This is a genomic window from Clostridium sp. UBA3061 (genome assembly GCF_002367465.1).
Classification (GTDB): domain Bacteria; phylum Bacillota; class Clostridia; order Clostridiales; family Clostridiaceae; genus Clostridium_J; species Clostridium_J sulfidigenes.
The window spans coordinates 105,807-131,174 of record NZ_DFCF01000005.1 but is presented as its reverse complement, the minus strand read 5'-3'; the positions used below and the strand labels follow the sequence as shown (position 1 = coordinate 131,174).

Here is a 25,368-nt window from a genome sequence, read left to right as displayed (position 1 = left end):
ATATAAACACGGGGATACTAAAAAAGTATCCTCGTGTTTATCACTCCTTTTTAGTTACCTACTGGGTGTTCAGTAGCGCTAGTATCTACAGTTACAGCAGAAGTTTTAGAAACTAATTTTCCATTTTTGCTTTTAAATATTTCAGTTGATATAATATAGTCCATTATATTGTTAATTTCTGTAGGTGATATACTATCTTTAACAGAGTTAACTGTAAGATTAAATTTATTTTCCGTTTCATCCTTAAAGGTCATAACTAATTTTTTTTCCATTATTAATCCTCCTTATTTTTTAGAATTATAATTATGAGAGAGTAGAAATTTTTTATCTTTAGCCTTCATTCAAAGTATAATCATCTAGTTTTTTAATTTCTGTAGGTTCACTTATTAGTACAGATCCAATTACTATGCCTAAATTGTAGACCTCTTCATCAATAGCAGATCCACTTACCTTTGAAAACCTTTGACTTTGAATTTTCGGACTACCATCCTGGTTTTGCCCCTTTGTATATTTAATAACTAAGGCTGTATTATTTTTAGTATTTGTTATTGCCATAGTATCAACTCCTTTCAATGAACATATATGCCTTTCAAGATAAAAGTGGAAAATAATTATAAAACTTTGAAATTTAGAAAGATAATATAGTAAAATTAAGAAGATGAATATTTAATAAGTCATTATTTAAAAATATATAGATAAGTGTATAGAGTGTTATAATAAGTGATTTGAATTTAGGAGGAAACAATGAAGAGAATTAGAGATTATGAAGTTACTGTAGGAAAATTACCAAGGGGAGAAAAAAATAAAATTACTGATGTAAAAGGAGTAAGGGTAGGTCATGTTACATTAAAAGATGGAGATGTAAACACAGGAGTAACAGCTATATTACCCCATGATGGAAATCTATTCAAGGATAAAGTATATGGAGCTGTTCACGTAATAAATGGTTTTGGAAAGACTGTAGGAACCATACAATTAGAGGAACTTGGAACAATTGAAACACCAATTATGCTTACAAATACTTTAAATGTGGGGACAGTAAGCCAAGGATTAGTCAGATATATGCTTTCAATAAACACTGATATAGGTGTTGAAACAGGAACTATTAACCCTATAGTTGGAGAATGTAATGATGGGTATCTAAATGATATTAGAGGACTTCATGTTAAAGAAGAGCACGTATTTGAAAGTATAAATAATGCATCTACAGATTTTTTAGAAGGAGCAGTAGGAGCAGGAACTGGAATGAGTTGCTTTGGGTATAAGGGTGGCATAGGATCTTCTTCTAGAAAAATAAATATAAAAGATGAAGAATATACACTAGGTGCATTGGTATTATCCAATTTTGGAATCAAGGAAGATTTTATACTTAATAACAATGATATAAAACCTATGTTATATGGGAATAATATAGGTGTAAATATAACTAATACAAACTGTAATATAGATAATTTGGAAAAGGGATCTATTATGATAATTTTAGCTACAGATGCTCCGCTATCACCAAGACAATTGAAAAGAGTGGCAAAGAGAAGTATTGTGGGTATAACAAGATTAGGTTCTTATCTTGGAAATGGAAGTGGTGATATAGCAATTGCTTTTAGTACAGCTAATAAAATTAAACATTATGAGGAATGTGTAACTAGTAAAGTTAATGTAATTAATGAAAATTATATCGACTTCTTTTTTAGAGCAGCTGCAGAAGCGGTAGAGGAGTCAGTTCTAAATTCTCTAATTACAGCCGACACAGTTATTGGTCGAAATGGAAATAGAAGAGATGGATTATCTAAATCCTTAGATTAATAAACAGGATTGTATATAAGAATTAGAGTATAAGTCACTTAAAATTATTGACATGAAATATATTAAATGATAAATTATTTATAATAGGATTTATTTACACAGGAGATGGTTGTAGTGAAATACTTGTCAAATAGAAAATATGAACATCATCATAGATGCAAGGTCTTATAATTATGGTTTTAAAATTAAGCCATAGATAGGGCCTATTTGTGCGAGGGCAAATGTATCTATGGAGTTATTGAGTTTTATATCTCTAAGGATACTAGTTGTCTTTAGAGATTTTTTTATAGTATGAAAGCTTTAGATTTTCAGATAAATATTATATAAGTTTTATAAATTAAGGAGAGATTGATATGAGTACAAAAATAACAAAGCCTAGTATATTGCCAGGATTTATGGAGCTTACTCCAAGAGAGCAAGTAGCCTTTAATAATGTTTATGATGTCATTAGAAGAAATTATGAGTCTTTTGGATTTCTACCTATAGACACTCCTATAATTGAAAAAAGTGAAGTATTACTTGCTAAAACTGGTGGAGACACAGAAAAGCAAATATATACTTTAACTAAGGGTAGTACAGAGATGGCATTAAGATTTGACTTAACAGTACCACTTGCACGTTATGTAGCTCAACACATGGAAGAAATAGCCTTTCCATTTAAAAGATATCAAATTGGAAAAGTTTATAGAGGTGAGAGGAATCAGAGGGGTAGATTTAGAGAATTTTATCAGTGTGATGTAGATGTAATTGGAAATGGAGCATTAAGCATAGTAAATGATGCTCAGATTCCTAGTACTATATATAAAATATTTAAAGAGTTAGGCTTTGATAACTTTAAAATAAGAATTAATAATAGAAAAATCCTAGATGGATTTTTAAGAAGTTTAAATATAGATAATTATATAGAGGTATTAAGAGTTGTAGATAAAATTGAAAAGATTGGAGAAGCCAAGGTCAGAGAAGAATTAGAGGAATATATAAAAACCAGTGAAGGAATAGATGAGGTTATTAAATTTATAACTATAGAAGGTAGCAATGAGGAGAAGATTCAGTTCTTAAAAAATAGTTCAGTGACCAACGAAAGATTTTTAGAAGGTGTTGAAGAATTAGAAACTGTAAATAAGTATATAAAAGCTTTTGGAATTCCTGATAAAAATTATGTAGTTGACTTTAAGATAACTAGAGGATTAGATTATTATACTGGAACAGTATATGAAACATTCTTAGATGGTTATCCAGAATTTGGTTCAGTGTGTTCAGGTGGTAGATATGATGATTTAGCCCAGTTCTATACGGATAAGAAGCTTCCTGGAGTTGGTATATCTATTGGATTAACAAGATTATTCTGGAGTTTTATGGAAAGTAATATTATAGATTTAGATAGTAATTCACTTATAGATGTTTTAGTGATACCAATGGATGAAGATTTTGATTATGGTATTGAAGTTTGTAATCAATTAAGAAAATCTGAAGTTAAGGTTGATATTTACCTTGAAGGTGGAAAGTTTGCTAAAAAAATGAAATATGCAAATAAATTAGCTATACCATATGTTATTATCATTGGAGAAGATGAGAAAACATCTAATAAAATACTTTTGAAAAATATGGAAAATGGTGAGCAACAATTAGTATCTACAGAAGAATGTATTTCAATTTTAAATAGTAGATAATTATAATGGTAGTATTAAAATCTAATAAATGATATAACATTTTTAGTATAAAAATGATTAGAGTCAATTAACTCTAATCATTTTTTATTTAAGTATTATTTAAATGCTTTTATATATGAAGACATTATGTATTCTCCAACTTTAAGATTATGTCCCCACTTTTCCTCATATTCATTAGGAACGGCTTTAGTAGTTATATTAATTTCTTTAAAACCTGAGTTTTTTAAGTATACTTCTAATTCTTCAACTGAAGAAGCACCGGTAACTCACCCACAATATAAAGATTCATCCGCCTTCATGTCCTCTGTAAGTTCCCTCATTAAAACTATATCAGAAATTGCAATACGTCCACCAGGTTTTAGAACTCTATATATTTCATCATAAACCCTTTGTTTATTTGGAGATAGATTTATAACACAGTTAGAAATAACTACATCTACAATGTTGTCTGCTACAGGTAAGTTTTCAATTTCGCCAAGTCTAAAATCTATATTTTTATAGCCGTTTTGAGAGGCTGCCATTCGAGCTTTTCTTAACATTTCATGAGTCATATCAACTCCAATTACAAAACCCGTAGGACCAACTTTTTTTGAAGCTAGAAAACAATCAAATCCACCGCCACTTCCCAAATCTAAAACAGTTTCATTAGGACTTAAGTTAGATATAGAAAGAGGATTACCACAGCCAAGTCCCATATTTACTCCTGAAGGTACAGAGTTTATTTCTTCTTCAGAGTACCCTATTTTATTTGAAATTTCTACTGCGGACTTTTTAAGAGATATTTTACTAGTGCTACAGCAACTATTTTTATCTATCTTTCCGAGAGCTATGTTTTTATAGCTTTCACGAACAGCATTTTTTATTAGTAAGTTTTTATTTGGATTCATATAAAACTCTCCTTAATTATTTATTAAATAGTAGGGTAAGCAATAATTAGTATATTATGCATTTTATTATACTATATAAAATGGCTTATTTATACTTAGTAGTAGATAAAATGGATTAATATATAATAAATCAATGTGATTTTAAATCATAATTTGATTATAAAATCAATGAATATATAGTTAACAAAATATAAATTTTAAATAAAATTAAGAATACTTAGGTATACGAAGTTAAAATTTTTGGTATACTTTATTTTCGAAATAATGTAGATATTTGGATTATTATGGATTTACATGTTGAAAAAATATCAAATATATGGATAAATAAACAATAAAAAGTATTTTTATGTAATAGATTAGTGTTTATGGAAGAAAAATCAGATAATTTTTTTATTGAAATAAATTCTTATACTGTTAATATATTCTTAAAAGTATATAAAATAATTAACATAAGTTAATAAATTTATATACATATCATATAAGGTTAAGAAAATTATATATCAAGGGGGTAATTTAATGAACTTTAAAAAGGGCATATCTGTTGGACTAGCTCTATCTTTAGTGTTAGGTTCAACAATGACAGCGTTTGCTTCTCCTAATGAACTAGTTAAGTCTTTGGGAGAAAGTAAAGAAAAACTAATGGTATTACAGGCTCAGATAAAACAAGAGCCAGCACTTCAAACAATTAAAGACTCTGATGAAGTTAGAGTTATAGTAGAGTTAGACAGTGAGGCAGTACTTGAAAAGGCTACTAAAAAGGGGATAAAACTTGATGAAATGAGTAAATTTGAAGTTGGTAAACTTCAAAGCCAAGTTTTAAAAGAACAACGATCATTACAAAGTAAAATCAGTTCTAAAGGAATTAAATTTGAAGTTATAAATAGCTTTACTAATGTAGCTAATGGATTTAGTATGAAAACTACATTAGGACAAGCTAAAAATCTTGAAAGTATGGCTGGAATTAAGTCAGTTACTATTGCTAATGAATATGAAAGACCAGAGCCTATGATGAATAATAGTGGTGAAATCATAAAAACGGAGCAAACCTGGGCTAGTGGATACAATGGAGAAGGTACAGTAGTAGCAGTTATTGATACTGGTGTGGATTCAACACATAAAGATATGGTTCTTACAGATAAAAATAAAGCTGAACTTCAAGCAGATGAAGTACAAGCTATATCTAAGGAAAAGAAATTACCAGGTACCTATAGAACCTCAAAGGTTCCTTATGGATACAACTACATGGATAATAATCAAGAAATCTTAGATTTAGGTCCAGATGCTTCAATGCATGGAATGCACGTTGCGGGAACAGTAGGAGCTAATGGAGATACTAGCAAGGCTGGAATTAAGGGAGTTGCTCCGGAAGCACAAATTCTTGCTATGAAGGTATTTGGTAATGACCCAGCTATGGCTTCTACTTTTGGTGATGTTATAGTTAAGGCTATAGATGATTCAGTACTTCTTGGCGCAGATGTTATTAATATGAGCTTAGGTTCAACGGCATCTTTTGTAGATGATACAGATTTAGAGCAAGTTGCAGTTAATAGAGCTGTAGATAATGGTGTAGTTATGGCAATATCAGCAGGAAACTCTAATGTGTTTGGAAATGGGCATGATAATCCATATGCTGAGAATCCTGATTACGGTGTTGTTGGTTCTCCAGGGTTAGCGACAGATTCTCTTCAAGTTGCATCTATAGAAAACAATGTTGTTACTGGATATGGACTAGAGTTTTCAATTGGTGGAGAAAAGAATATAGCTCCATATACTTCATCAGGAACAGATATTTTATCTGTATTTAAAGGGAAAGAACTTAAAGCTGTAGATTGTGGATTAGGCGGATTACCAGAACACTTCCCAGCAGAAGTAAAAGGTAATTTAGCTTTGATCGAGCGTGGTGGTTATAATTTTACAGATAAAATAGCTAATGCTGAAGCAGCAGGTGCTACTGCAGTTATAGTTTATAATAATGCTAGTGGTGGAGAAGGACTTATAAGCATGATGTATCCAGAGGGTGGTACAATTCCAGCGTTGTTTATAGGAAATTCATTTGGTGCTAAAATTGCTACACAACTAAAAACTTCAGAAGTTAAGGTTGTAGCAAATGGTAATACTATATCAGTTCCTAATACAGTTAAAGGAAGCATGTCAGATTTTACATCTTGGGGAACTACTCCAGATTTAGAGTTTAAACCTGAAATTACTGCACCTGGTGGTAATATATGGTCAACACTTAATAATAATAAATATGGAAACATGAGTGGTACATCTATGGCTTCACCACATGTAGCAGGTGGATCAGCATTAGTACTTCAAAGAGTAGATAAAGACTTTAAATTAACTGGTGAAGCAAGAGCTAAAATGGCTAAAAAGTTAATGATGAGTACAGCCGTAGCTCATGTAGACAATGGAGCAAATCAGGCAGAAGGAGTTGTTGCAGGACCCAACTATACATCACCTAGAAGACAGGGTGCTGGAATTATGGATCTTCAAGCGTCTACTACTACACCAGCTATAGTTACAGATACAACTACTGGTGAATGTAAGGTCAATTTAAAAGAAATTAAAGATAATAAAGCTACATTTACTATAGAAGTTCAGAACTTTAGTGACAAAGAATTAACTTATAATGTGGCAGGTACTGTTCAAACAGATTTAATGTATAAAGGATATACACTTTTAGAAGCACAAAATATAATTAATAAAGATACTAAAAAATTCCCAATATCTTTTAATAATAATACAATTAAAGTAGCTAAAAATGGAAAAGCTCAACTTACTGCTACTGTGGATTTAAGCAATACTATAACAGCATTTAATAAAGCATCCATTGAAGATGTTTTTGTAAATGGTGGATATGTTGAGGGATTTGTAACTTTATCTGATCCTACAGATACAAACCCAACTTTAAGTATTCCATATCTAGGATTTAAGGGAGCATGGGATAAAGCTCCAGCTATAGATGCATCAATCTATGAAACAGAAAGAGCTTCTTTCTATGGAGTTACATCTATAGTAAATAGTGATTTAGATTTCCTAGGTGTAGATTTATCAGGTAAAAATACAGATGGTAATAAAGTTGCATTCTCACCAAATGGTGATGGTGCAAATGATGCAATATTACCTATTCTTTCTTACTTAAGAAATATGAAGGAATTGGATATAGAAGTATTAGATAAAGATGGAAAAGTTATAAGAAATTTAACTCAAGATTTCAATGTAAAAAAGCATTACCATGATGGAAAATACGATAAGTATAGTATCCGCAAAGATGCTACTTGGGATGGAACTGTTAACAATAAGGTAGTTGCAGATGGTGCATATACTTATAGAGTTAAAGCAAAAGTAGATTATGATAATGCTAAATGGCAAAACTTTGACTTTAAGGTAAATGTTGATACAAAGGCACCTGCAGTTAATAAAGTTAATTATGATAAAGATACTAAACAACTAGAAGTAATTGCAGAAGATAATAATAAGGGACATGTTTATAAATATGTACTTATTAGTGATGGTAAAGCAGTAGAAGAAAATGCAACAGGAAAATTTGATTTAAGCAAGTTAGATTATAAAAAGTGTTCTGTAGAAGTTTATGATTATGCACAAAATAAAACGTCTACTAAAGTAACAGAAGCAACTACAGGAGAATATAAGGAGCCTACAGGAGCAGCACAAGGAGATACTACAATTCCTACAGTGATGGTTGAAGGACCAGAATTCTTTGGAGTATCAAAGAGTGGTAAAGTAGTTGTTGAAGGTACCGTAAAGGATGCTTCAGCTATAGCAGAGTTTACTGTAAATGGAAAGAATGTACCATTAACCTTTGATACTCATAGTGGTCTTTGGAATTTCTCAACTGAAGTAGAATTAAAAGATGGATATCATAGCATTATGGTTGCTGCTAGAGATGCTGCAAATAATAAAATAGAATTTGCTCATAAAATATTTGTAGATACTACAGCACCAGTAGTTAACCTTGAAGGTGTACCATCTGAAACTACTAAAGATTCAGTAATTATTTCTGGTAAAATAAACGATAACCTACCAAGCTTAAAAGTTAAGGTAAATGGTAATGTTGTTAAAACAATAGCACCAGATTGGTCATACTTTAATGATTTAGAAAGTGCTAAATATGATTTAGCTTATGAAGTAAAATTAGCTGAAGGTGAAAATAAAATTTCTGTTGAAGCTATAGATGATGCAGGAAATACAACTGTTAAGGAAATAACTGTTAAAAAGGTTAAAAAGATTGTTGAGTCTACTGGTAGATTATATGGAAAAGATAGATATGCAACAGCAGTAGAAGTTAGTAAGACTGGTTGGAAAAAGTCTGATATGGCTGTAATAGCTAATGGAACAGCATATGCTGATGCTTTAGTAGCAGCACCTCTTGCAGCAAACTACGACGCACCAATACTATTAACTGAAGTTGGTAAATTAACTGAAGCTACAAAGACTGAATTAAAGAGATTAGGTGTTAAAACGGTTTATGTAGTAGGTGGAACAGGTGTTGTATCTGAAGCTACAGTTAAAGAGATGGCTAAGATGGGAATTGATGTAGTAAGATTAGGTGGAGCAAATAGATATGAAACTTCACTAGCAGTGGCTACACAGATAGATAGACAAAAGAATGTTGAAAATATCTATGTAGTAGGTGGATATGCTCCAGCAGATGCAGTAACTATTTCATCTAAAGCAGCTACAGATAAGACTCCAATAATATTAGTTGAGACTAAAAAGATTCCTGAGAAAGTATTATCATGGCTTAAAAATCAAAAACTTAAATCAGCTTATGTTATAGGTGGAGAAGGTGTAGTTAAGAACTCAGTTATGAAAGATTTAAATAAAATCACATCTGAGGATATAGCTAAAAATAGAATAGGAGGAGCAGATAGATACGAAACTAATGCATTAGTTATAGAAAAATTATTTGCAAAAGAGCAAAAAAATATGTATGTAACTGAAAGTATGAAGTTAGTAGATTCTCTAGTAGTTGCACCTCTAGCAGCTAAAACAGGTTCACCAGTTATAATAACTAATTCTAATTTATCTAATAAACAAAAGTCTTTAGCAGATAAGATGTTAGTTAAGAAAGTAGTAGAAGTGGGTGGAGAAGTTAGTAAAACTGCTGTGCAAGATTTAGCAAATAGAATAAATAATAAGTAAAATAAAGATAATAGTAAAATATCCTAGGTAGTAATGCCTAGGATGTTTTTTATGTAAAATATGAATATATTGCAATTATTTATATTTTAGTACACGTATATGTTTAAAAATCCCAAAATATAAATCGCATACGATATAAATATTTTTTTATGTAGTAAAAGTGAGAAATACAAAGAAATAATCCTCTTGAAATAAACGAATATAATGTTAAAATATTCTTGTAAGTGCAAAATTTTACATTGAAAAATGTATAGGGGGGATATGTATGAAAAGTGATAGGTTAAGGCGTATCATGGCAGGAATTTTTACTATTATCGTAATGACCACTTCTGTATTTACTACAAATGGATTTGTAGCATATGCGGATAATAATGAATTGCATATTGATGTCAGTAGAGCGCATTCAATTACTAGAGGGGAAAAAACAATATTAAGTGCTATAACAGATTCTCAGTCAAGCAGTGAATTTTATCCACTATATAAATCTGATGATGAGGTAACTATTATTGTTGAATTAGAGGACAAGCCCTTAATTGAATATTATTCAGCAGAGAAGACATCTGATAATGTATCATCTTTTATCACGTCAGCAAAATCTCAAGGAATTAATAACAAATTATTGAAAGAACAAGAAGTTGTAACGAAAAGAATTTTGAAAGAAGTTCCTATAGTTGTGGAACAAGAATACACTGTGGTAATGAATGGATTTTCCTTAACTGCTAAATACGGTGATTTAGATACCATTAAGGCAGTTAAAGGAGTAAAAAATGCATTTGTTTCAACAATTCACTATTTACCAGAACCAGAAGTTGGGCATGAACCAACTATGAAAAATAGTAGTGAAATTATTAGTTCTAATGAGGCTAATAAAGCAGGATATACAGGTAAAAATATGGTTGTTGCAGTGTTAGACACTGGACTAGATGTTAATCACGAAGCGTTTAAAAATAGTCCAGAAGACATAAAGTACACAGAAACTGAAATTACTGATCTTATGAATTCTAAATATACAAATGCAAAGGGTAAGATATATAAGAGTGAGAAGATTCCTTTTGCCTATGATTATGCAGATAAAGATAATGATGTAAAGGATTTCCAAAGTCATGGTACTCATGTAGCTGGAACAGTAGGGGCTAATGGTGAAAATTTAACTGGAGTTGCTCCAGATGCACAACTTATGATTATGAAAGTATTTAGTGATAAGTCTAGTGGGGCAAGAGATAGTGATATTTTAGCAGCATTAAACGATGCAGTAGCATTAGGTGCAGATGCAATTAATATGAGTCTTGGTTCAGGGGCTGGATTTACAGCAGAAGCTGAAGAGGTAATTAATAAAACCTATGATAGAGTAGCAGAAGCAGGAATAAATTTAATGTGTGCAGCAGGAAATGACTATAGCTCAAGTTATAATTCTAATTTAGGAATAGATCTTCCATTAGTATCTAATCCAGATAATTCTATGGTGGGATCTCCATCAACCTATAATGCTGCCACATCAGTTGCAAGTATTAATAATAGAAAAATAATTGGAGCATATATATTAGCAGATGAAACAAAAATAAGATATACAGATGCAAATGAGGGAACTAGTAAAGAATTTAATTCTCTTGAAGGTGAATCAGTAGAATATGTAGTTATTCAAGGTATTGGCACAGTAGATGATTTTAAAAATATTGATGTAAAGGGTAAAATAGTTCTAGTAAAACGTGGAACCATAACTTTTACAGAGAAAGAGACTAATGCTGTTACTGCAGGAGCATCAGGAATTATTGTTTATGACAATGCTCCAGGAAACCTATTAAATATGAAGACTGATGGTAAAATACCAGCTATTTTTATTTCAAAGGAACATGGTGAAATCCTCGTTAATAAGTCAGAAAAAAACATTTCTATATCAAAATCATACAAGGAAGCCTTTGATTCAACTTCCAAAGGTCAAATGTCTGACTTTTCATCTTGGGGTGTAAGTCCAGATTTGAAATTAAAACCAGAAATAACAGCTCCGGGAGGAGACATATACTCTACATTACCAGGAGGAGTTTATGGTTCAATGAGTGGTACATCAATGGCTACCCCTCATATGGCTGGTGCTTCTAGCTTAGTGAGACAATATATAAATGAAAAGTTTCCTTCTTTAACAATGAAGGAGAAAGAATTATTAGCAACACAATTGTTGATGAGTACAGCAATTCCTGCAACTGATCCAGATGGCGTTGCATATTCACCACGTAAACAAGGTTCTGGAGTTGCTAATATTTATAGTGCTGTAAAAACATCAGCATACTTAATTGGAAGTGATGGAAAACCAAAGGCTGAATTGGGTGATAGTACATCAGGTGAATATTCTTTCAAATTTAGTGTAAAGAACACATCAGATTTGCCAGTTAAGTATACTGTAGATACTACAGTTTTAACAGAAAAAATATTGGCTACAGATGAAGGCAAATTCTTTGCACAAGCTTCTGAAGAATTAGATGCATCTAAGGTAAGTGTTACATTAGAAGGAATAGAGGGAAATATTATAACAGTAGATGGAGGAAAAACAGAATCTATAAGTATTTCTTTAAAACTTACTGATAGTGCAAAGAAAGATTTAAAAGTCTGTAATAATGGAACTTTCATTGATGGTTTTGTTACACTTATATCTGAAAATACGGATAAGATTAATTTGAATTTTCCATTTGTAGGTTTCTATGGAGATTGGCAAGCTATACCAATATTTGATAACGATTTATACGATGATGAAACAGCAGCTATGTATGAAACTACTCTTGGATATTTCAATAGAACTACTTGGAAAGGAAGTTACCTAGGGGTAAATCTTTTCAATGGGAAGGATAAACCTGTAATAGCTGATGAAAATAAGATTGCTATAGGACCAAATATTAACGGCTCTTATTCTGTAAATGCAGTAGTTGGATTATTGAGAAATGCAGAAGAAGTAAGTTACACAGTAACTGATAGCAAAGGCAATGAAGTTTATAAAAATAAGGCTGGAAAAGAAACTAAATCCTTCTATGATGGAAATAGTGGTAGCATTACCTATGCAGTAGATGGTGCTGGTTGGGATAGTATGAATAGTAAGGGAAATAAGCCTCTTGAGGATGGAGTTTATACTTATAAAATAAGTGGAATACCAATAGGGGGGGATGAAAAGGATTTACAAGAGATTAAATTCCCAGTTACAATTGACACACAAGAACCAGAATTGATAAATACAAAAATTCAAACAATTGATGGAGTAAAATATCTAACTATAACTTTAAAAGATAATCATTACTTACAAGGTATGCAATTAGTAGATGAAAAAGGAGATCCTTTAACAGAAATTATTGTGTTAGATAAAGATAAAACAGGAAGTGAATATGACCAAATATTTAAGATAGGTGACTTAAATATGGAATCAGTAAAAGTCGTAGCCGTGGATTATGCTATGAATTTCCTAGAAACTGATTCTATTGCATTATCTGAGGGAGATATTGCCCCTGAAAGTGTAACCTTGAAGGATAGAAATCTTGAATTGGCAGAAGGCTCAGAATTTCAAATGAGTGCTAAAGTAAATCCTTATAATTCAAAGGATAAGACTTTAACATGGTCCTCTTCTAATGAAGATGTTGCAACAATAAGTGAAACCGGTTATGTTAAGGCTCTGACTAAAGGTGAAACCACAATTACAGTTTCTACAGTAAATGGAAAAACAGATTCTACTACATTAAAAGTTGTAGATAAAGATGAACTCACTACTGAATTAAAAGCGCCATATATAATTTATAATGATGGTAATTATAAACTTCCAGTAGATTTATTAGATAAAACAGTTGTAATAAAAGATACAGCAAAATCAGTATCTATTGTTGGAAATAATACAAATACAAATATGAATCCATATTCTGGAGTAGACATAAGCTGTGAGGGAAATGTAGACCTTGTAATAAATAATTTCAATACAAAAGTAACTTCATTCTTTAAAAATGCAATTGAATTTAAAGGAGCTAAGAATACTTTAACATTAAAAGGTGATAATACCCTTACAAGTGTATCTGAGTACTCAGATAGAGCTATTATAAGTGCAGCTTATGGTACAGAGCTTGAAATATTAGGTAAGGGTACATTAAACGTAATAGCATCAAAAAATAATTATGGAGCATGTATTGGTGGCGGAAGTTCAGAGGAAATTATGGATTCTGGTACAATAAATATAAGTGATGGTGTTATTAATGCTACTACCTATGGAGCAGGTGCAGCCATAGGCGGTGGATATGGCGGTATTGCTACTAATATAAATATAAGTGGTGGTAAGGTAACAGCTATTGCAGATGTTAAGAGCTATAATGGATCAGCAACTATAGGTAGTGGATCAGGAGCTGAAAATATTGATAAATTACCTGGAACAATTAAAGTTACTGGTGGTGAAATTAAAGCAATTAACTGTAGTAATGGCGCGACTATAGGTGATTGTAGTATGGGTAAGACAGATTACAATATATTAGTTTCAGGTGGTAGTTTAAGCGCTGAATCAAATAGCAAGAGTACCTTAACTGCTGGAGCAGCCATAGGTTCAGGTGTTTCAGCTAAAGGTAAAATATCAATAAATATTTCAGGTGGTATAGTAAATGCTACAACTACAAGTAGAGGTGCTGCCATAGGTGGAGGCTCTAAAAGTGAAGCTGGAACTATAAATATTGAAGGTGGTACCATTACTGCAACTTCAAGTAGTTATGGTGCAGCTATAGGTAGTGGTTATAGTGGTAAGAAACAAGATATAACCATATTAAAGGGTACAATAAAAGCTACAGCAACAGATAAAGGACAAGCAATAGGTAAAGGTGAAGGTGGAGAAGAGTGCACATTAAAAGGAATAAATGACTTAACTCCTTATATAGCAACAATTTCAGCACCTAATGTAACAAATGTTAAGGTTGATGGTGTAGATTGGAATATAACAAAAGGACATGAAGAAGACGAAAATATTTATTTATATCTAGTAGATAAAACTGAGCCATACAAAGTAGAAGTTTTAGCAGATGGTGTAAATAAGATGTTCCTTGTAACAGTAAAGGATGGTAAGACTAGTGTTGAAGAAATAGACATTACTCCTCCAAAAACTCCAACTATAGTTGAAGAGAATGGGTTAGTAACATTAACAGCAGCAGATGAAGATACAACAAAAATGGAATATAGTTTAGATAATAAAACCTGGACTGTCTATACAGAACCAGTAAAAGTTGATGAAAAAGCAACAATATATGTAAGAGCTATAGATAAAGCTGGAAATATAAGTGAAGTAGCACAGTATACAGTACCAGATAGGACAGCACCAGGAGTTCCAAAAATAAAAGAAGAAAAAGGCTTGGTAACATTAACACCAGCAGATGAAGACACTAAAGTTATACAATATAGCTTAGATGGTAAGGAATGGGAAGAATATAGTGAACCAGTACAGGTACCGGAAAAATCAACAATATATGTAAGAGCTATAGATGAAGCTGGTAATATTAGTGGTGTAATAACTTACACAATACCTGATATAACAGCGCCGAAAGCTCCTGTTATTACTGATAAGGATGGCTTAGTAACATTAACAGCAGTAGATGAGGATACAGTGAAGATGGAATATAGCTTAGACAATAAAAACTGGGATACCTATACAGAACCAGTAGCATTAAAAGAACAAGAGACTATATATGTTAGAGCTGTTGATGAAAGTGGTAATATAAGTGCGATAGTATCCTATATATCTCCAGATGTAACATCACCTAAGTCTCCGATTATAACTGAAAAATCTGGTGTAGTAACAATAAAAGCAGCAGACAAAGATACAGCAAAAATGGAATATAGCTTAGATAACAAAAACTGGACTATTTACACTGAACCAGTAAAAGTTGATGAAAAAGTAACAATATATGTAAGAGCTGTAGATGGATATGGTAATATAAGTGAACTAGCACAGTATACAGTTCCAGATAGAACAGCACCTAAGTCTCCAGTTATAACTGAGAAGGATGGTTTAGTAACATTAACTGCAGCAGATAAAGATACAGCAAAAATGGAATATAGCTTAGACAATAAAACATGGACTATCTATAAAGAACCAGTAAAAGTTGATGTAAAAGCAACAATATATGCAAGAGCAATAGATGAAGTTGGCAATATAAGTGAGATAGTAAAATATAAAATGACAGAGAAACCAGAAAAACCAGAAAAACCAGAGAATCCAGAAAAACCAGAAAAACCAGAAAAACCAAGTAATCCAAGTACAGGAAAACCGAGTAATCCAGGGACTCCAAGCAAACCAACAGGTAAGATACCACAAACAGGTGGTATGATTGGAAGTGGTGTAATGGCATTAGGAGGTATAATTACCGTTGCAATTGGATCACTAGTTTTAAAAAGAAAAAAATAATTAAAATTAACTAATAAACAAAAGAAGATATAATTATAATATAAAACCAAAAGACTGAAATAGATAAATTAACTATTTCAGTCTTTTAATATGATTTAACATTCATATTATTATATATATGGTATAATTGTATTAAAATGTTAAGGAGGATATCATGTATATAATAGTAGGACTAAATATATTGTTAGTTTTCATAGCGGTAATTTATATGGTAAAAAATATACTTATTAACTACAGATTATCTGAAAGTGGACTAAAAAATGGATGTATTGCAATACTTATTTGTATAATGGTATGGTTTGCTGGAAATGGAGCACTTATTGGTATAAAAATAATAGAGGCAGAGGATACTTTAGAGTACATGGTTAATAATGAAAAAGAGGAATATGAAGAATTAGATGTAAATTTTGTTAAATCAACTATTGAAGAAGATAAAAAATATGTTAAGAAATATTTTTTAATTTCAGGAATATCCTTTGTATTCTTTGTGTTATTAACAAAGAATATTTCAAAAGAAATAAGGGAAAGACCTACTACAAGCAAATGGGACTTATCTAAGTATAAATAAAAGCATATTTACAAACTCATATGTAAAGGGTTAATATAATTATAGAAGGTTTATTAACTTTCAAAATACAAAGATGTATTATAGGGGGATTTTTAACATGGAAGGTACAATAAAAACTAAAGTAGAAAATTATACTTTAAGATTTGCTGAAGAGAAGGACATACCTTTAATTCTAAAATTTATAAAGGAATTAGCTGATTATGAAAAGCTTTTAAATGAAGTAGTTGCTACTGAAGAAATTTTAATGGAATCATTATTTGTTAGAAAGGCAGCTCAAGTAGTAATTGGTGAGTATGAAGGTATACCAGTAAGTTTTGCATTATTTTTCCACAACTTCTCAACCTTCACAGGTAAACCAGGTTTATATTTAGAAGATTTATATGTGAGACCTGAAATGAGAGGAAAAGGAATGGGAAAAGCACTTCTTTCATTCTTAGCTAAATTAGCTGTAGAGAGAGATTGTGGTAGATTTGAATGGTGGTGTATTGATTGGAATGAACCGTCAATAAAATTCTATAAGCAGCTTGGTGCAATACCAATGGATGAATGGACTGTATATAGAGTATGTGATAAAGCATTAACTAATTTGGCAGCAGAATTTTAATTCATAGCTGTATTTAAAATAATAGGTAAAATTTTAATATATTATATGATTTATATAGTAAATATTTTTATTTTTTAGCGACTATTTTATAGTCGCTATTTTTTATGAAATTTATATAATAGAAAATATATTTAATAAATTCAAAAAATTTAGAAAAAGTCATTGACATTATTTATACTAATTGTATATAATAAAAGGGTAGTAAAAATTAGTAAAACTAAATAAAACTAGAAAATAAATTTTAAAAAAGGAGGTAGGAAAATGTTAAACAATTTATTAGTAATCAGTGAAATGAATAGAAATAGAGTTAATGCTAGAGTCAATGTTGGCGCTGGCAATATTAATAGTGCATATAATCACATTTTACAATTTAATATTTGGAATATTACCCTGCCTCAGAATATAGGTTTAAAAGATTGATTTTTAACAAACTATTTTGTGAGAAAAGTCCTAGGGTAACCCGGGACTTTTTATATATTTATAAGGCTTTTAATACAATTATTTATACTAAGATAAGTAAGATATACATAAGCCTAAAATGAATTTTAATATTTAAGGATTAATTCCTTAGTATTATTCACGCTATAGATGATTTAAGTCATAGTCCTATATACCAAGAGGTATAGGACTATGACTTTTTTATTTTTATTTATATCTATAGCAAATTTATAGACAGCAGAGTTTAACATGATTGGGGATTATATGACAAAAGGGAGGAAGTATTATGACTAAGAGGTGGTTTGCAGATACTAATTTTACACATTAAAACATAAGAGGTTAATAATAATAACCACATTGAAGGAGGGATTCAAGTGAAAAAAATCTTGAGCTATGTAAAAAATCATTTAGGGGTAGCTATATTTGGTATAGTTTCAATGATTCTGGTAATTTCAGCAGATTTAACAATTCCCTATGTAACTGAAATATTTATAGATGATGTACTTCGTGGTAAAAACTATGAAATTATAAATAAAATATTGTTTATTATAGGATGTATATCATTAATAAAGTTTTTCTTTGGATATCTAAAGGAGTACTTATTTGATTATTTAGGAATAACTATTTCTAAGGAAGTAAAGGAAACTTTATTCAAGCATATTGAAGGACTGTCCTTCTCTTACTTTGACAAAGTAAACACCGGTGAATTAATGTCAAGGGTAGGGGAAGATGCAGATAATATAATGGACATTATGGGCTTTGGGTTTAGGCTTTTAATAGAAAATATAGCCTATTTTGGTATAGCTTCAGTTCTATTATTAAGGATAAGTCCAACACTTACCTTAGTAGCTCTTTCTACTATGCCAATAATAGCATATATCACCATAAAATCTGAAAAGAAGATTGATGATGTATATGACAGAATAAGTGACCACATTGCAGAGCTAAATACTACAGCACAAGAAAATATTGCTGGAGTTAAGCTAGTTAAAGCTTTTGGAAGAGAAAAACATGAAATTCTTAAATTCTTAAAATACAATTCTAAAAACTTTGATTTACAAATGGAACATACAAAGATATGGATTAAATTCTTCCCATTAGAGGAGTTCTTAGGGAATCTTTCTGTAGTTCTTGTAACCTGTGTAGGTGGTATTTTAGTAATCTACAATAAGATTACTGTAGGTCAATTGGTGGCATTCACTAGTTATCTATGGATGCTTATATGGCCAATGAGAGAATTTGGATGGCTTATGAATCTATTCTCTAGAACTAAGGCTTCAGCAGGAAAGATAAACAACATTTTAGAGGTAAGCACTACTATTGAAAATTCTAAAGAGGGAATTGTTCCACAGAATATAGAAGGTGAATTATCACTTAAAAATGTATCTTTTACCTATGGAGAAAAGAATGTATTAGATAATATAAATCTTAATATTAAAGCTGGATCTACAGTAGCTATTATGGGTACTACAGGTTCAGGAAAATCAACATTAATGGCACTCTTAGGAAGAAACTATGATGCTACAGAAGGAGAAATAACTTTAGATGGTATAAATCTTAAGGATTTAAACCTAAAATCTTTAAGAGATAGTATTTCTATAGTTCCACAAGATTCTTTTCTATTCTCTGATACCATTGAGAATAACCTTAAATATGGTAAGAACAATGCTACTAAAGAAGAACTAGAAAAGGCTGTAGAGCTTGCATGTGCAAAGGAATTTGTAGATGGACTTAAGGATGGATATGACACATTAATCGGTGAGAGAGGTCTTGGACTCTCAGGAGGTCAAAAGCAAAGATTATGTATAGCTAGAGCTTTGATAAGAGATAGCAAAATTTTAATTTTAGATGATTCAACTTCTGCTTTAGATATGGAAACCGAGTATCAATTGCTTAAAAATTTATATCATGGAGACGTGAAGAAGACTACCTTTATCATTGCCCATAGAATATCAGCTGTAAAAAATGCAGATATGATTTTATATATGGAGGATGGAAAGATAGTAGAGAGAGGAAATCATCAAGAACTCTTAAATAAAAAAGGTAAGTATTTTGAGATATATCAAACTCAATTTAAAGATTTCTTAGAGTTGTCAGATGAAGATGTGGCTAACTTTTAAGAGAGAAAGAAGGTGCTAGAATGGCTAAAAATTCAGTTAATCAAGACGAAAAAATTAATAGTTTAAAGGGTCGGGATATACTATTAAGATTAGTGAAATATGTAAAACCCTATAAGTTAAAAGTATCTTTAGTACTTTTTCTTATGCTTATAGTAATGGGTACAGGGCTTTTAAGCCCTATGCTTTTAAAAATTGCTATAGATAATTATATTGAAGTAAAAGATGTAGTAGGACTTATAGTTATAAGTCTAGGGTTAGTAGGAATAAATGTTATAGGTATGTATGCTAGTAAATTATCTACCTATCAAATGAATAAAACCACTCACAGTATACTGCATACTATAAGGCAAGAGCTTTATATTCATATACAAAAACTCTCATTTTCCTTTTTTGACGATAGACCAGTAGGAAAGATTTTAGCGAGAGTTGTTGGAGACGTAAACTCTCTTTCAGAGCTGTTTTCAAAATCTGTTACTACAGTTATACCACAGGCACTAAATCTTATAGCTATAGGAGTAATACTTTTTGTAATGAATGCAAAATTGGCTATAGTTTCTATAATAATTTTACCGGTACTTGCAGTTGTAGTATCTACAATGATGGTAAAAGCTAGAGCTAAATGGCAGGTATTTAGACAAAAACGTTCTAATTTAAATGGCTTTACCCATGAATCTTTTTCAGGGATAAAGATTATTCAAAACTTCACCTTTGAAGGAGAAACTACTAAGAAATTTGAAAAAGCTGTAGGTGAGGTTAGAGATGGATTTTTATCAGCAGTTAAATATAATGACTGGCTTTGGTCTTTTATAGATATGTCCTTTGGAATAAGTTCCATCATAGTGTTTTGGTATGGAGCAACCTTAACTAGACGTGGAGAAGTTTCCATTGGAACCATAATAGCTTTTATATCATATACAAGTATGTTCTGGAGACCAATCATAAATATAGCTTCTTACTACAATACATTAGTTACTAACTTTGCAGCAGCAGAGAGAATATTTGAAATTATGGATGTAGTACCAACCATTGATGAGATGGAGGGAAGTGAAGATATGCCAACTATTAAGGGAGCAGTAGAGTTTAAAAATGTTTCCTTTGAATATGAGAAAGACGTTCAGGTACTTCACAATGTAAACTTTAAAATAAGACCAGGTGAAAATATCGCCTTAGTTGGACCAACAGGGGCAGGAAAGACTACTATAACTAGTTTAATCAGTAGATTTTACGATACTACTGAAGGGGATGTTTTAATTGATGGTAAGGATGTTTCTAAGGTCAATCTTTATTCATTAAGAAGCCAAATGGGAATAATGCTTCAAGATACATTCTTATTCTCGACTTCTATTAAGGAGAATATAAGATATGGAAAATTAGATGCTACTGATGAAGAAATCATAGCAGCAGCAAAGGCAGTTAATGCCCATGATTTTATTATGAAATTAGAAAAAGGATATGACACAGAAGTTAACGAAAGAGGTTCAAGACTTTCAGTAGGACAAAGACAACTTATATCCTTTGCAAGAGCATTACTTGCAAATCCAAGAATTCTTATCCTTGATGAAGCAACATCTAATATAGATACTGCAACAGAAATATTAGTTCAAAAAGGTATAAATAAATTACTTCATGGAAGAACTTCCTTTGTAATTGCCCACAGACTTTCAACCATAAGAGACTGTGACAAAATTATGGTAGTAGATGATGGTGAAATTGTAGAGAGTGGAACCCATGAAGAATTATTAAAACTTAAAGGATTCTACTATAACTTATACATGGCTCAGTACAGCTTCTTAAATGAAGGAGCATAAGTGACCATCTAAATCTACGATTTAGATCTGGGAACTTACTCATTTGAACAAAGTGAAAAGGAGTGTCCTTGTAAATAATATAAGAAAATAAAATTTATAGCTGATTCAATGCATGATTTTAAATTAAATTTTACCTATGAGCTATGTAAATAGTTATATAGCTTCATATGAAACTATTTGTATATTTAAATAGTTTCATATATAACTATTTAAATATATAACTAGATAACTAGTTGTTCTGTTCATGCGGGTTTCAGCATTTTTTCTATATGGGAAATAGTATTAAGGCATCTTCAAAAAATAAATAAGTCAGAATGCTCGTCTATTTTGTGTTATACTGCGTCAACAGAACCCTTAGATAGTGCTACTATCTGCGGAACCTGTTTCCTTGTCTAACTCAAAATATACTTTCCATCTTTGACTTATTATTTATTTTCAGATACCTAAAATAGAACAATTAAATTCTTAAATTAGGAAGTGAGATTGAGTAATTATTAATGTTCAGATAGTTATGGTTATTTTTTTATAATTGCCCTAACTACGTTACTGATATTAAGTTTTATCCTATTTTAAAAAAGGAATTAGACCTTATGGAATAGGAATATAGTTGATATACATAAAGATAAAATAAAGGCTAAAGATGATAGGATAAAACAACTATATACAAAAAATCTAGTATAAAACTAGAGGGAGGTAGCGGTAATGGAAAATGAAAAATATTCACAAGAAAAAATTGATATGTTCTGGAAAACATTTTTGAGGGAAACGAACAGAAATGAAACAACAAAGTGTTTAGAGGTATTCCATTTTGAATTAACTGAAAAATGGGCCAATGAACTGTTGCGTTTAGTATTAATTGGGCAAAAGAGGGCTACAGCAAGTAGTTTATTGAGGTATGAAATTGAAGGCGAGCGTATACCTCAGGTTGGTGATTTAAGTATTGTCACTGATTGGGAAGGTGTACCACGATGTGTTATTGAAACTACTGAGATAACAATTATTCCATTTTCAGATATTACTTATGACATTTGTAAGCGTGAGGGTGAGGATGATACATTGGAATCTTGGGTTGAGGGACATGCTCATTTCTTCAAGGAAGATGGAAAACAGCTAGGGTATGAATTCAGTGATGATATGCTAGTGGTTTTTGAAGATTTTGAAGTAGTATATCAAGTATAGATATTATATAAAAATAAACCTAATATGTAATGTTATTGTTGAGATATAACGTTCTTATAAATCGAATTAACAACTTATTAGACACATAAAAGTGTATAAAATGAAAGGAGGATAGATTTAGTGAGGGATTGGTACTTACAATATAATCTCTCATTAAAGATAAATTATGAATAAAGACAATATCAAAATAGAAATACCTAATGAGGAAGAAATAGATTATATTGATGAAATGCTTATGGAACATAACAAACTGTCTAAACCATTTGAACAAGAGGAGCCATACATTAAGATAAATCGTTGTATTAAGAATGAAAAGGGTGAAGTTATGGGAGGCATATTAGCTTACTCTGTGTTTTGGCACATCTTCTATATTGACACATTGTGGGTTAAAGATGATTATCGCAATAGAGGGTATGGTTCAATACTTTTGAAAGAGGCAGAGGATGCAGCAAGGAGTCAGGGATGTCATATAGCACATCTAGATACCTTCGATTTTCAAGGACCAGACTTTTATATGAAGAATGGATATAAGGTTTTTGGAATTTTAGAGGATAGCCCTAAAGGACATAAGGAGTATTTTTTAACTAAGAAATTATAAATGAAGTTAAGGGAAATATTTGAATTGAAATGAGGAGAAAATTTTAATGATCTATGAAGTAGATAGTAATTTAAGAAAAAATTTATGTTCTGTTCTTAAAAATATAGATTGTACACTTATTCTTTCATGCCTTCAAGGACATATGGGAAAAGCTTGGGCTGATGACATTGAAAAACCAACAGTTGTACAGGTTATAGTAGGGGTTTTTGCATTTTATGCAGGAAACCATAACAGTAAGGAAGCAGAAGAACTATTATATAATTTGCCTGAGAATATTTTAGTTATCGTGGATACTGAAGAGTGGAAAAAACGTATAGAAATTATTCATAAGGGACGTATGGAAAAGTTTCAACGATATAGATTTAAAAGGGATATTAAGAATTTAGATGTTGATCATTTAAATACATTTCTATCAACATTACCTGAAGGATATGAGTTAAAAAAAATAGATAAATCTTTAGCAAAAAATCCATCACTACAAGAGTTATCAGAAGATTTTACAAGTCAGTTTAAATCCATAGATGATTATATCAATATAGGCATTGGATTCTGTATTTTGCATAATGAAAAGATTGTATCGGCAGCGTCATCTTATAGTGTTTACGATGAAGGAATCGAAATTGAAGTTGATACACTTCCAGAATATAGAAGGAAAGGGTTAGCAACTATAGCAGCTGCTGCATTAATTTTAGACTGTATTAGCAAGGGGAAGTATCCTAGTTGGGATGCTGCTAATCTTGAGTCCGTTAAGTTAGCTCAGAAGCTTGGATATGTATTAAAAGAACCATATGATACTTATTATGTTAATTATATAAGATAAATTTAAGAAGAAGTTTGACTATGAAGTTTAAGTTTGTACCTATGAATGATAATTATGCAAAAACAATGATTAATGAATGGAAATATGAAAATGAATATTCCATATATGATTATTGTAATGAGGCAGAAGATTTATTGGAAAAGAAAAATTGGGGTTTCAGTAAATTTGCAGTTTTAAATGAAAAAGAAATTTTAGTAGGGGAATTAACTATAAATTTTTTTAGAGAAGTTGAAGAAGATTCAGATGATGATGGTTATGTTGATATAGACACCGTGAAAGATAATCCTGATATAAATTATGAAATGTGGGTTGGTTTTGGGTTAGAACCTAATTTAACAGGAATAAGTTTAGGAAAAGAGTTTGTTTCTGCTTGTGTCAATTTTGCAGTAGAACATCATCAATATAAAGGTGATTATGTAAGGTTGGGAGTAGCTGAATTTAATGAAAGAGCCATAAAAACTTATGAGAAATCAGGCTTTAAAGTATTTAGTGAATATGATGGCGAGATTGCAGGAGAGAAAGTCAAAGTATTATGGATGAGAAAGTCGCAATCGTAATCTATTGTGCTATAAGGATTGTAATAAGAAACAACGAAATTAAGGAATATGAAAAGGAGGATGTATGATGGTTAAAATACTAACAAGCGGATTTTCTAATGGATTCCCTGATGATTTTAACAGACTATTGAAGTCATATATAAATACGGGTATGAACTTTGTTTTTGTGGCTTCTGAATTTGAAAACATATATGACAAAACGGATTGGTATTGTAATCACTTTTTAAAGATGTTTTCTGATTGTGGAATAACTTTTAGTAGCGTAAAGGTTATAGATGGCAGAATGTCAAAAGAAACTGCACAAGATATAGTTAGAAATGCCGATGTTTTATGGCTCGCAGGTGGCGATACACCAACACAGTTTGCTTATTTGGAATCTTATGGACTGATACCATGTATTAGAGAACAAAAAGGTGTAATTATCGGAATGAGTGCTGGTTCGATAAATATGACGAAAACGGCAGTGTGTACATTAACTTGCGAACATGATGAACTGAAAATATATGAAGCACTCGGATTAGTTGAATTTTCAGTTGAACCTCATTTAGATAAAAATAATATAACCGAGGAGTTGCTTTTACTTTCAGAAAAATATCCATTGTATGGTATATGTGATGACGGTGCTATCATATGTGCAGAGGATAACACCTTATACATAGGTGAAGTATTCTTGATAGATAAGGGACAAGTAATTCGAGTTTGACATATTACAATTTATTAATTGAATATAAGTTAATACGCAAC

Annotated in this window: 17 protein-coding genes; 14 read left to right on the top strand and 3 right to left on the bottom strand. The window is 31.0% G+C overall.

Features of this window, described 5'->3' with window-relative positions; all coding sequences use genetic code 11:
- Positions 1–50: 50 nt before the first annotated feature.
- Both B2P65_RS03715 and B2P65_RS03710 read right to left on the bottom strand, forming a co-directional pair.
- Positions 51–272 carry a DUF2922 domain-containing protein gene (locus B2P65_RS03715; RefSeq protein ID WP_346878246.1) on the bottom strand — a complete coding sequence of 74 codons (222 nt, stop codon included), beginning with the start codon at positions 270–272 and terminating at the stop codon, positions 51–53.
- A gap of 58 nt (positions 273–330) precedes the next feature.
- Positions 331–555, bottom strand: a complete 225-nt coding sequence (locus tag B2P65_RS03710) for a DUF1659 domain-containing protein (protein ID WP_346847478.1) — start codon at positions 553–555, stop codon at positions 331–333.
- Positions 556–744: 189 nt separating this feature from the next.
- Here B2P65_RS03710 and B2P65_RS03705 point away from each other — a divergent pair, with 189 nt between their 5' ends.
- Complete coding sequence (locus tag B2P65_RS03705; protein ID WP_346876550.1) at positions 745–1,803, top strand: P1 family peptidase; 1,059 nt, start codon at positions 745–747, stop codon at positions 1,801–1,803.
- A gap of 353 nt (positions 1,804–2,156) precedes the next feature.
- The gene (gene hisS, locus B2P65_RS03700) at positions 2,157–3,473 is read left to right on the top strand and encodes a histidine--tRNA ligase (RefSeq protein ID WP_346879621.1); all 1,317 of its coding nucleotides are present in this window, start codon (positions 2,157–2,159) and stop codon (positions 3,471–3,473) included.
- 95 nt (positions 3,474–3,568) lie between these two features.
- Here the strand turns inward: hisS and arsM are convergent, their stop codons facing one another.
- Positions 3,569–4,360, bottom strand: coding sequence for an arsenite methyltransferase (gene arsM / locus B2P65_RS03695; protein WP_346876549.1), 792 nt, complete (start codon positions 4,358–4,360; stop codon positions 3,569–3,571).
- Between the two features lie 516 nt (positions 4,361–4,876).
- Here arsM and B2P65_RS03690 point away from each other — a divergent pair.
- From B2P65_RS03690 to B2P65_RS03635, 12 genes are all read left to right on the top strand, one after another.
- On the top strand, positions 4,877–9,529 hold the full coding sequence (locus B2P65_RS03690; protein ID WP_346879620.1) for a cell wall-binding repeat-containing protein: 4,653 nt from the start codon (positions 4,877–4,879) through the stop codon (positions 9,527–9,529).
- A gap of 265 nt (positions 9,530–9,794) precedes the next feature.
- Positions 9,795–15,932: a S8 family serine peptidase gene (locus B2P65_RS03685; RefSeq protein ID WP_346879619.1), complete on the top strand. Its 6,138-nt coding sequence runs from the start codon at positions 9,795–9,797 to the stop codon at positions 15,930–15,932.
- A gap of 154 nt (positions 15,933–16,086) precedes the next feature.
- Positions 16,087–16,500, top strand: a complete 414-nt coding sequence (locus tag B2P65_RS03680) for a hypothetical protein (RefSeq protein ID WP_150845722.1) — start codon at positions 16,087–16,089, stop codon at positions 16,498–16,500.
- Positions 16,501–16,597: 97 nt separating this feature from the next.
- On the top strand, positions 16,598–17,104 hold the full coding sequence (locus B2P65_RS03675; RefSeq protein ID WP_346847472.1) for a GNAT family N-acetyltransferase: 507 nt from the start codon (positions 16,598–16,600) through the stop codon (positions 17,102–17,104).
- A 261-nt stretch (positions 17,105–17,365) separates the two neighbouring features.
- The gene (locus tag B2P65_RS03670; RefSeq protein WP_346847471.1) at positions 17,366–17,524 is read left to right on the top strand and encodes a hypothetical protein; all 159 of its coding nucleotides are present in this window, start codon (positions 17,366–17,368) and stop codon (positions 17,522–17,524) included.
- 392 nt (positions 17,525–17,916) lie between these two features.
- Complete coding sequence (locus B2P65_RS03665; RefSeq protein WP_346879618.1) at positions 17,917–19,662, top strand: ABC transporter ATP-binding protein; 1,746 nt, start codon at positions 17,917–17,919, stop codon at positions 19,660–19,662.
- Positions 19,663–19,682: 20 nt separating this feature from the next.
- Positions 19,683–21,470 (top strand): ABC transporter ATP-binding protein, encoded by a 1,788-nt coding sequence (locus B2P65_RS03660; RefSeq protein ID WP_346847469.1) that lies wholly within the window; start codon positions 19,683–19,685, stop codon positions 21,468–21,470.
- Positions 21,471–22,172: 702 nt separating this feature from the next.
- The gene (locus tag B2P65_RS03655) at positions 22,173–22,649 is read left to right on the top strand and encodes an ASCH domain-containing protein (RefSeq protein WP_346847468.1); all 477 of its coding nucleotides are present in this window, start codon (positions 22,173–22,175) and stop codon (positions 22,647–22,649) included.
- 166 nt (positions 22,650–22,815) lie between these two features.
- Entirely contained in the window at positions 22,816–23,247 is a 432-nt protein-coding gene (locus B2P65_RS03650; RefSeq protein WP_346847467.1) for a GNAT family N-acetyltransferase, read from the top strand.
- Between the two features lie 46 nt (positions 23,248–23,293).
- Complete coding sequence (locus B2P65_RS03645) at positions 23,294–24,067, top strand: GNAT family N-acetyltransferase (protein ID WP_346879617.1); 774 nt, start codon at positions 23,294–23,296, stop codon at positions 24,065–24,067.
- 20 nt (positions 24,068–24,087) lie between these two features.
- Positions 24,088–24,624 (top strand): GNAT family protein, encoded by a 537-nt coding sequence (locus tag B2P65_RS03640; RefSeq protein WP_346879616.1) that lies wholly within the window; start codon positions 24,088–24,090, stop codon positions 24,622–24,624.
- A 151-nt stretch (positions 24,625–24,775) separates the two neighbouring features.
- The gene (locus tag B2P65_RS03635; protein WP_346879615.1) at positions 24,776–25,327 is read left to right on the top strand and encodes a Type 1 glutamine amidotransferase-like domain-containing protein; all 552 of its coding nucleotides are present in this window, start codon (positions 24,776–24,778) and stop codon (positions 25,325–25,327) included.
- The last annotated feature ends 41 nt before the right edge of the window (positions 25,328–25,368 follow it).

What these genes read in the sequence shown, in the direction of transcription:
- B2P65_RS03715 (WP_346878246.1), bottom strand. Translation starts at nt 272, where the DNA reads ATGGAAAAAAAATTAGTTATGACCTTTAAGGATGAAACGGAAAATAAA.
- B2P65_RS03710 (WP_346847478.1), bottom strand. Translation starts at nt 555, where the DNA reads ATGGCAATAACAAATACTAAAAATAATACAGCCTTAGTTATTAAATAT.
- B2P65_RS03705 (WP_346876550.1), top strand. Translation starts at nt 745, where the DNA reads ATGAAGAGAATTAGAGATTATGAAGTTACTGTAGGAAAATTACCAAGG.
- hisS (WP_346879621.1), top strand. Translation starts at nt 2,157, where the DNA reads ATGAGTACAAAAATAACAAAGCCTAGTATATTGCCAGGATTTATGGAG.
- B2P65_RS03690 (WP_346879620.1), top strand. Translation starts at nt 4,877, where the DNA reads ATGAACTTTAAAAAGGGCATATCTGTTGGACTAGCTCTATCTTTAGTG.
- B2P65_RS03685 (WP_346879619.1), top strand. Translation starts at nt 9,795, where the DNA reads ATGAAAAGTGATAGGTTAAGGCGTATCATGGCAGGAATTTTTACTATT.
- B2P65_RS03680 (WP_150845722.1), top strand. Translation starts at nt 16,087, where the DNA reads ATGTATATAATAGTAGGACTAAATATATTGTTAGTTTTCATAGCGGTA.
- B2P65_RS03675 (WP_346847472.1), top strand. Translation starts at nt 16,598, where the DNA reads ATGGAAGGTACAATAAAAACTAAAGTAGAAAATTATACTTTAAGATTT.
- B2P65_RS03670 (WP_346847471.1), top strand. Translation starts at nt 17,366, where the DNA reads ATGTTAAACAATTTATTAGTAATCAGTGAAATGAATAGAAATAGAGTT.
- B2P65_RS03660 (WP_346847469.1), top strand. Translation starts at nt 19,683, where the DNA reads ATGGCTAAAAATTCAGTTAATCAAGACGAAAAAATTAATAGTTTAAAG.
- B2P65_RS03655 (WP_346847468.1), top strand. Translation starts at nt 22,173, where the DNA reads ATGGAAAATGAAAAATATTCACAAGAAAAAATTGATATGTTCTGGAAA.
- B2P65_RS03650 (WP_346847467.1), top strand. Translation starts at nt 22,816, where the DNA reads ATGAATAAAGACAATATCAAAATAGAAATACCTAATGAGGAAGAAATA.
- B2P65_RS03645 (WP_346879617.1), top strand. Translation starts at nt 23,294, where the DNA reads ATGATCTATGAAGTAGATAGTAATTTAAGAAAAAATTTATGTTCTGTT.
- B2P65_RS03640 (WP_346879616.1), top strand. Translation starts at nt 24,088, where the DNA reads ATGAAGTTTAAGTTTGTACCTATGAATGATAATTATGCAAAAACAATG.
- B2P65_RS03635 (WP_346879615.1), top strand. Translation starts at nt 24,776, where the DNA reads ATGAACTTTGTTTTTGTGGCTTCTGAATTTGAAAACATATATGACAAA.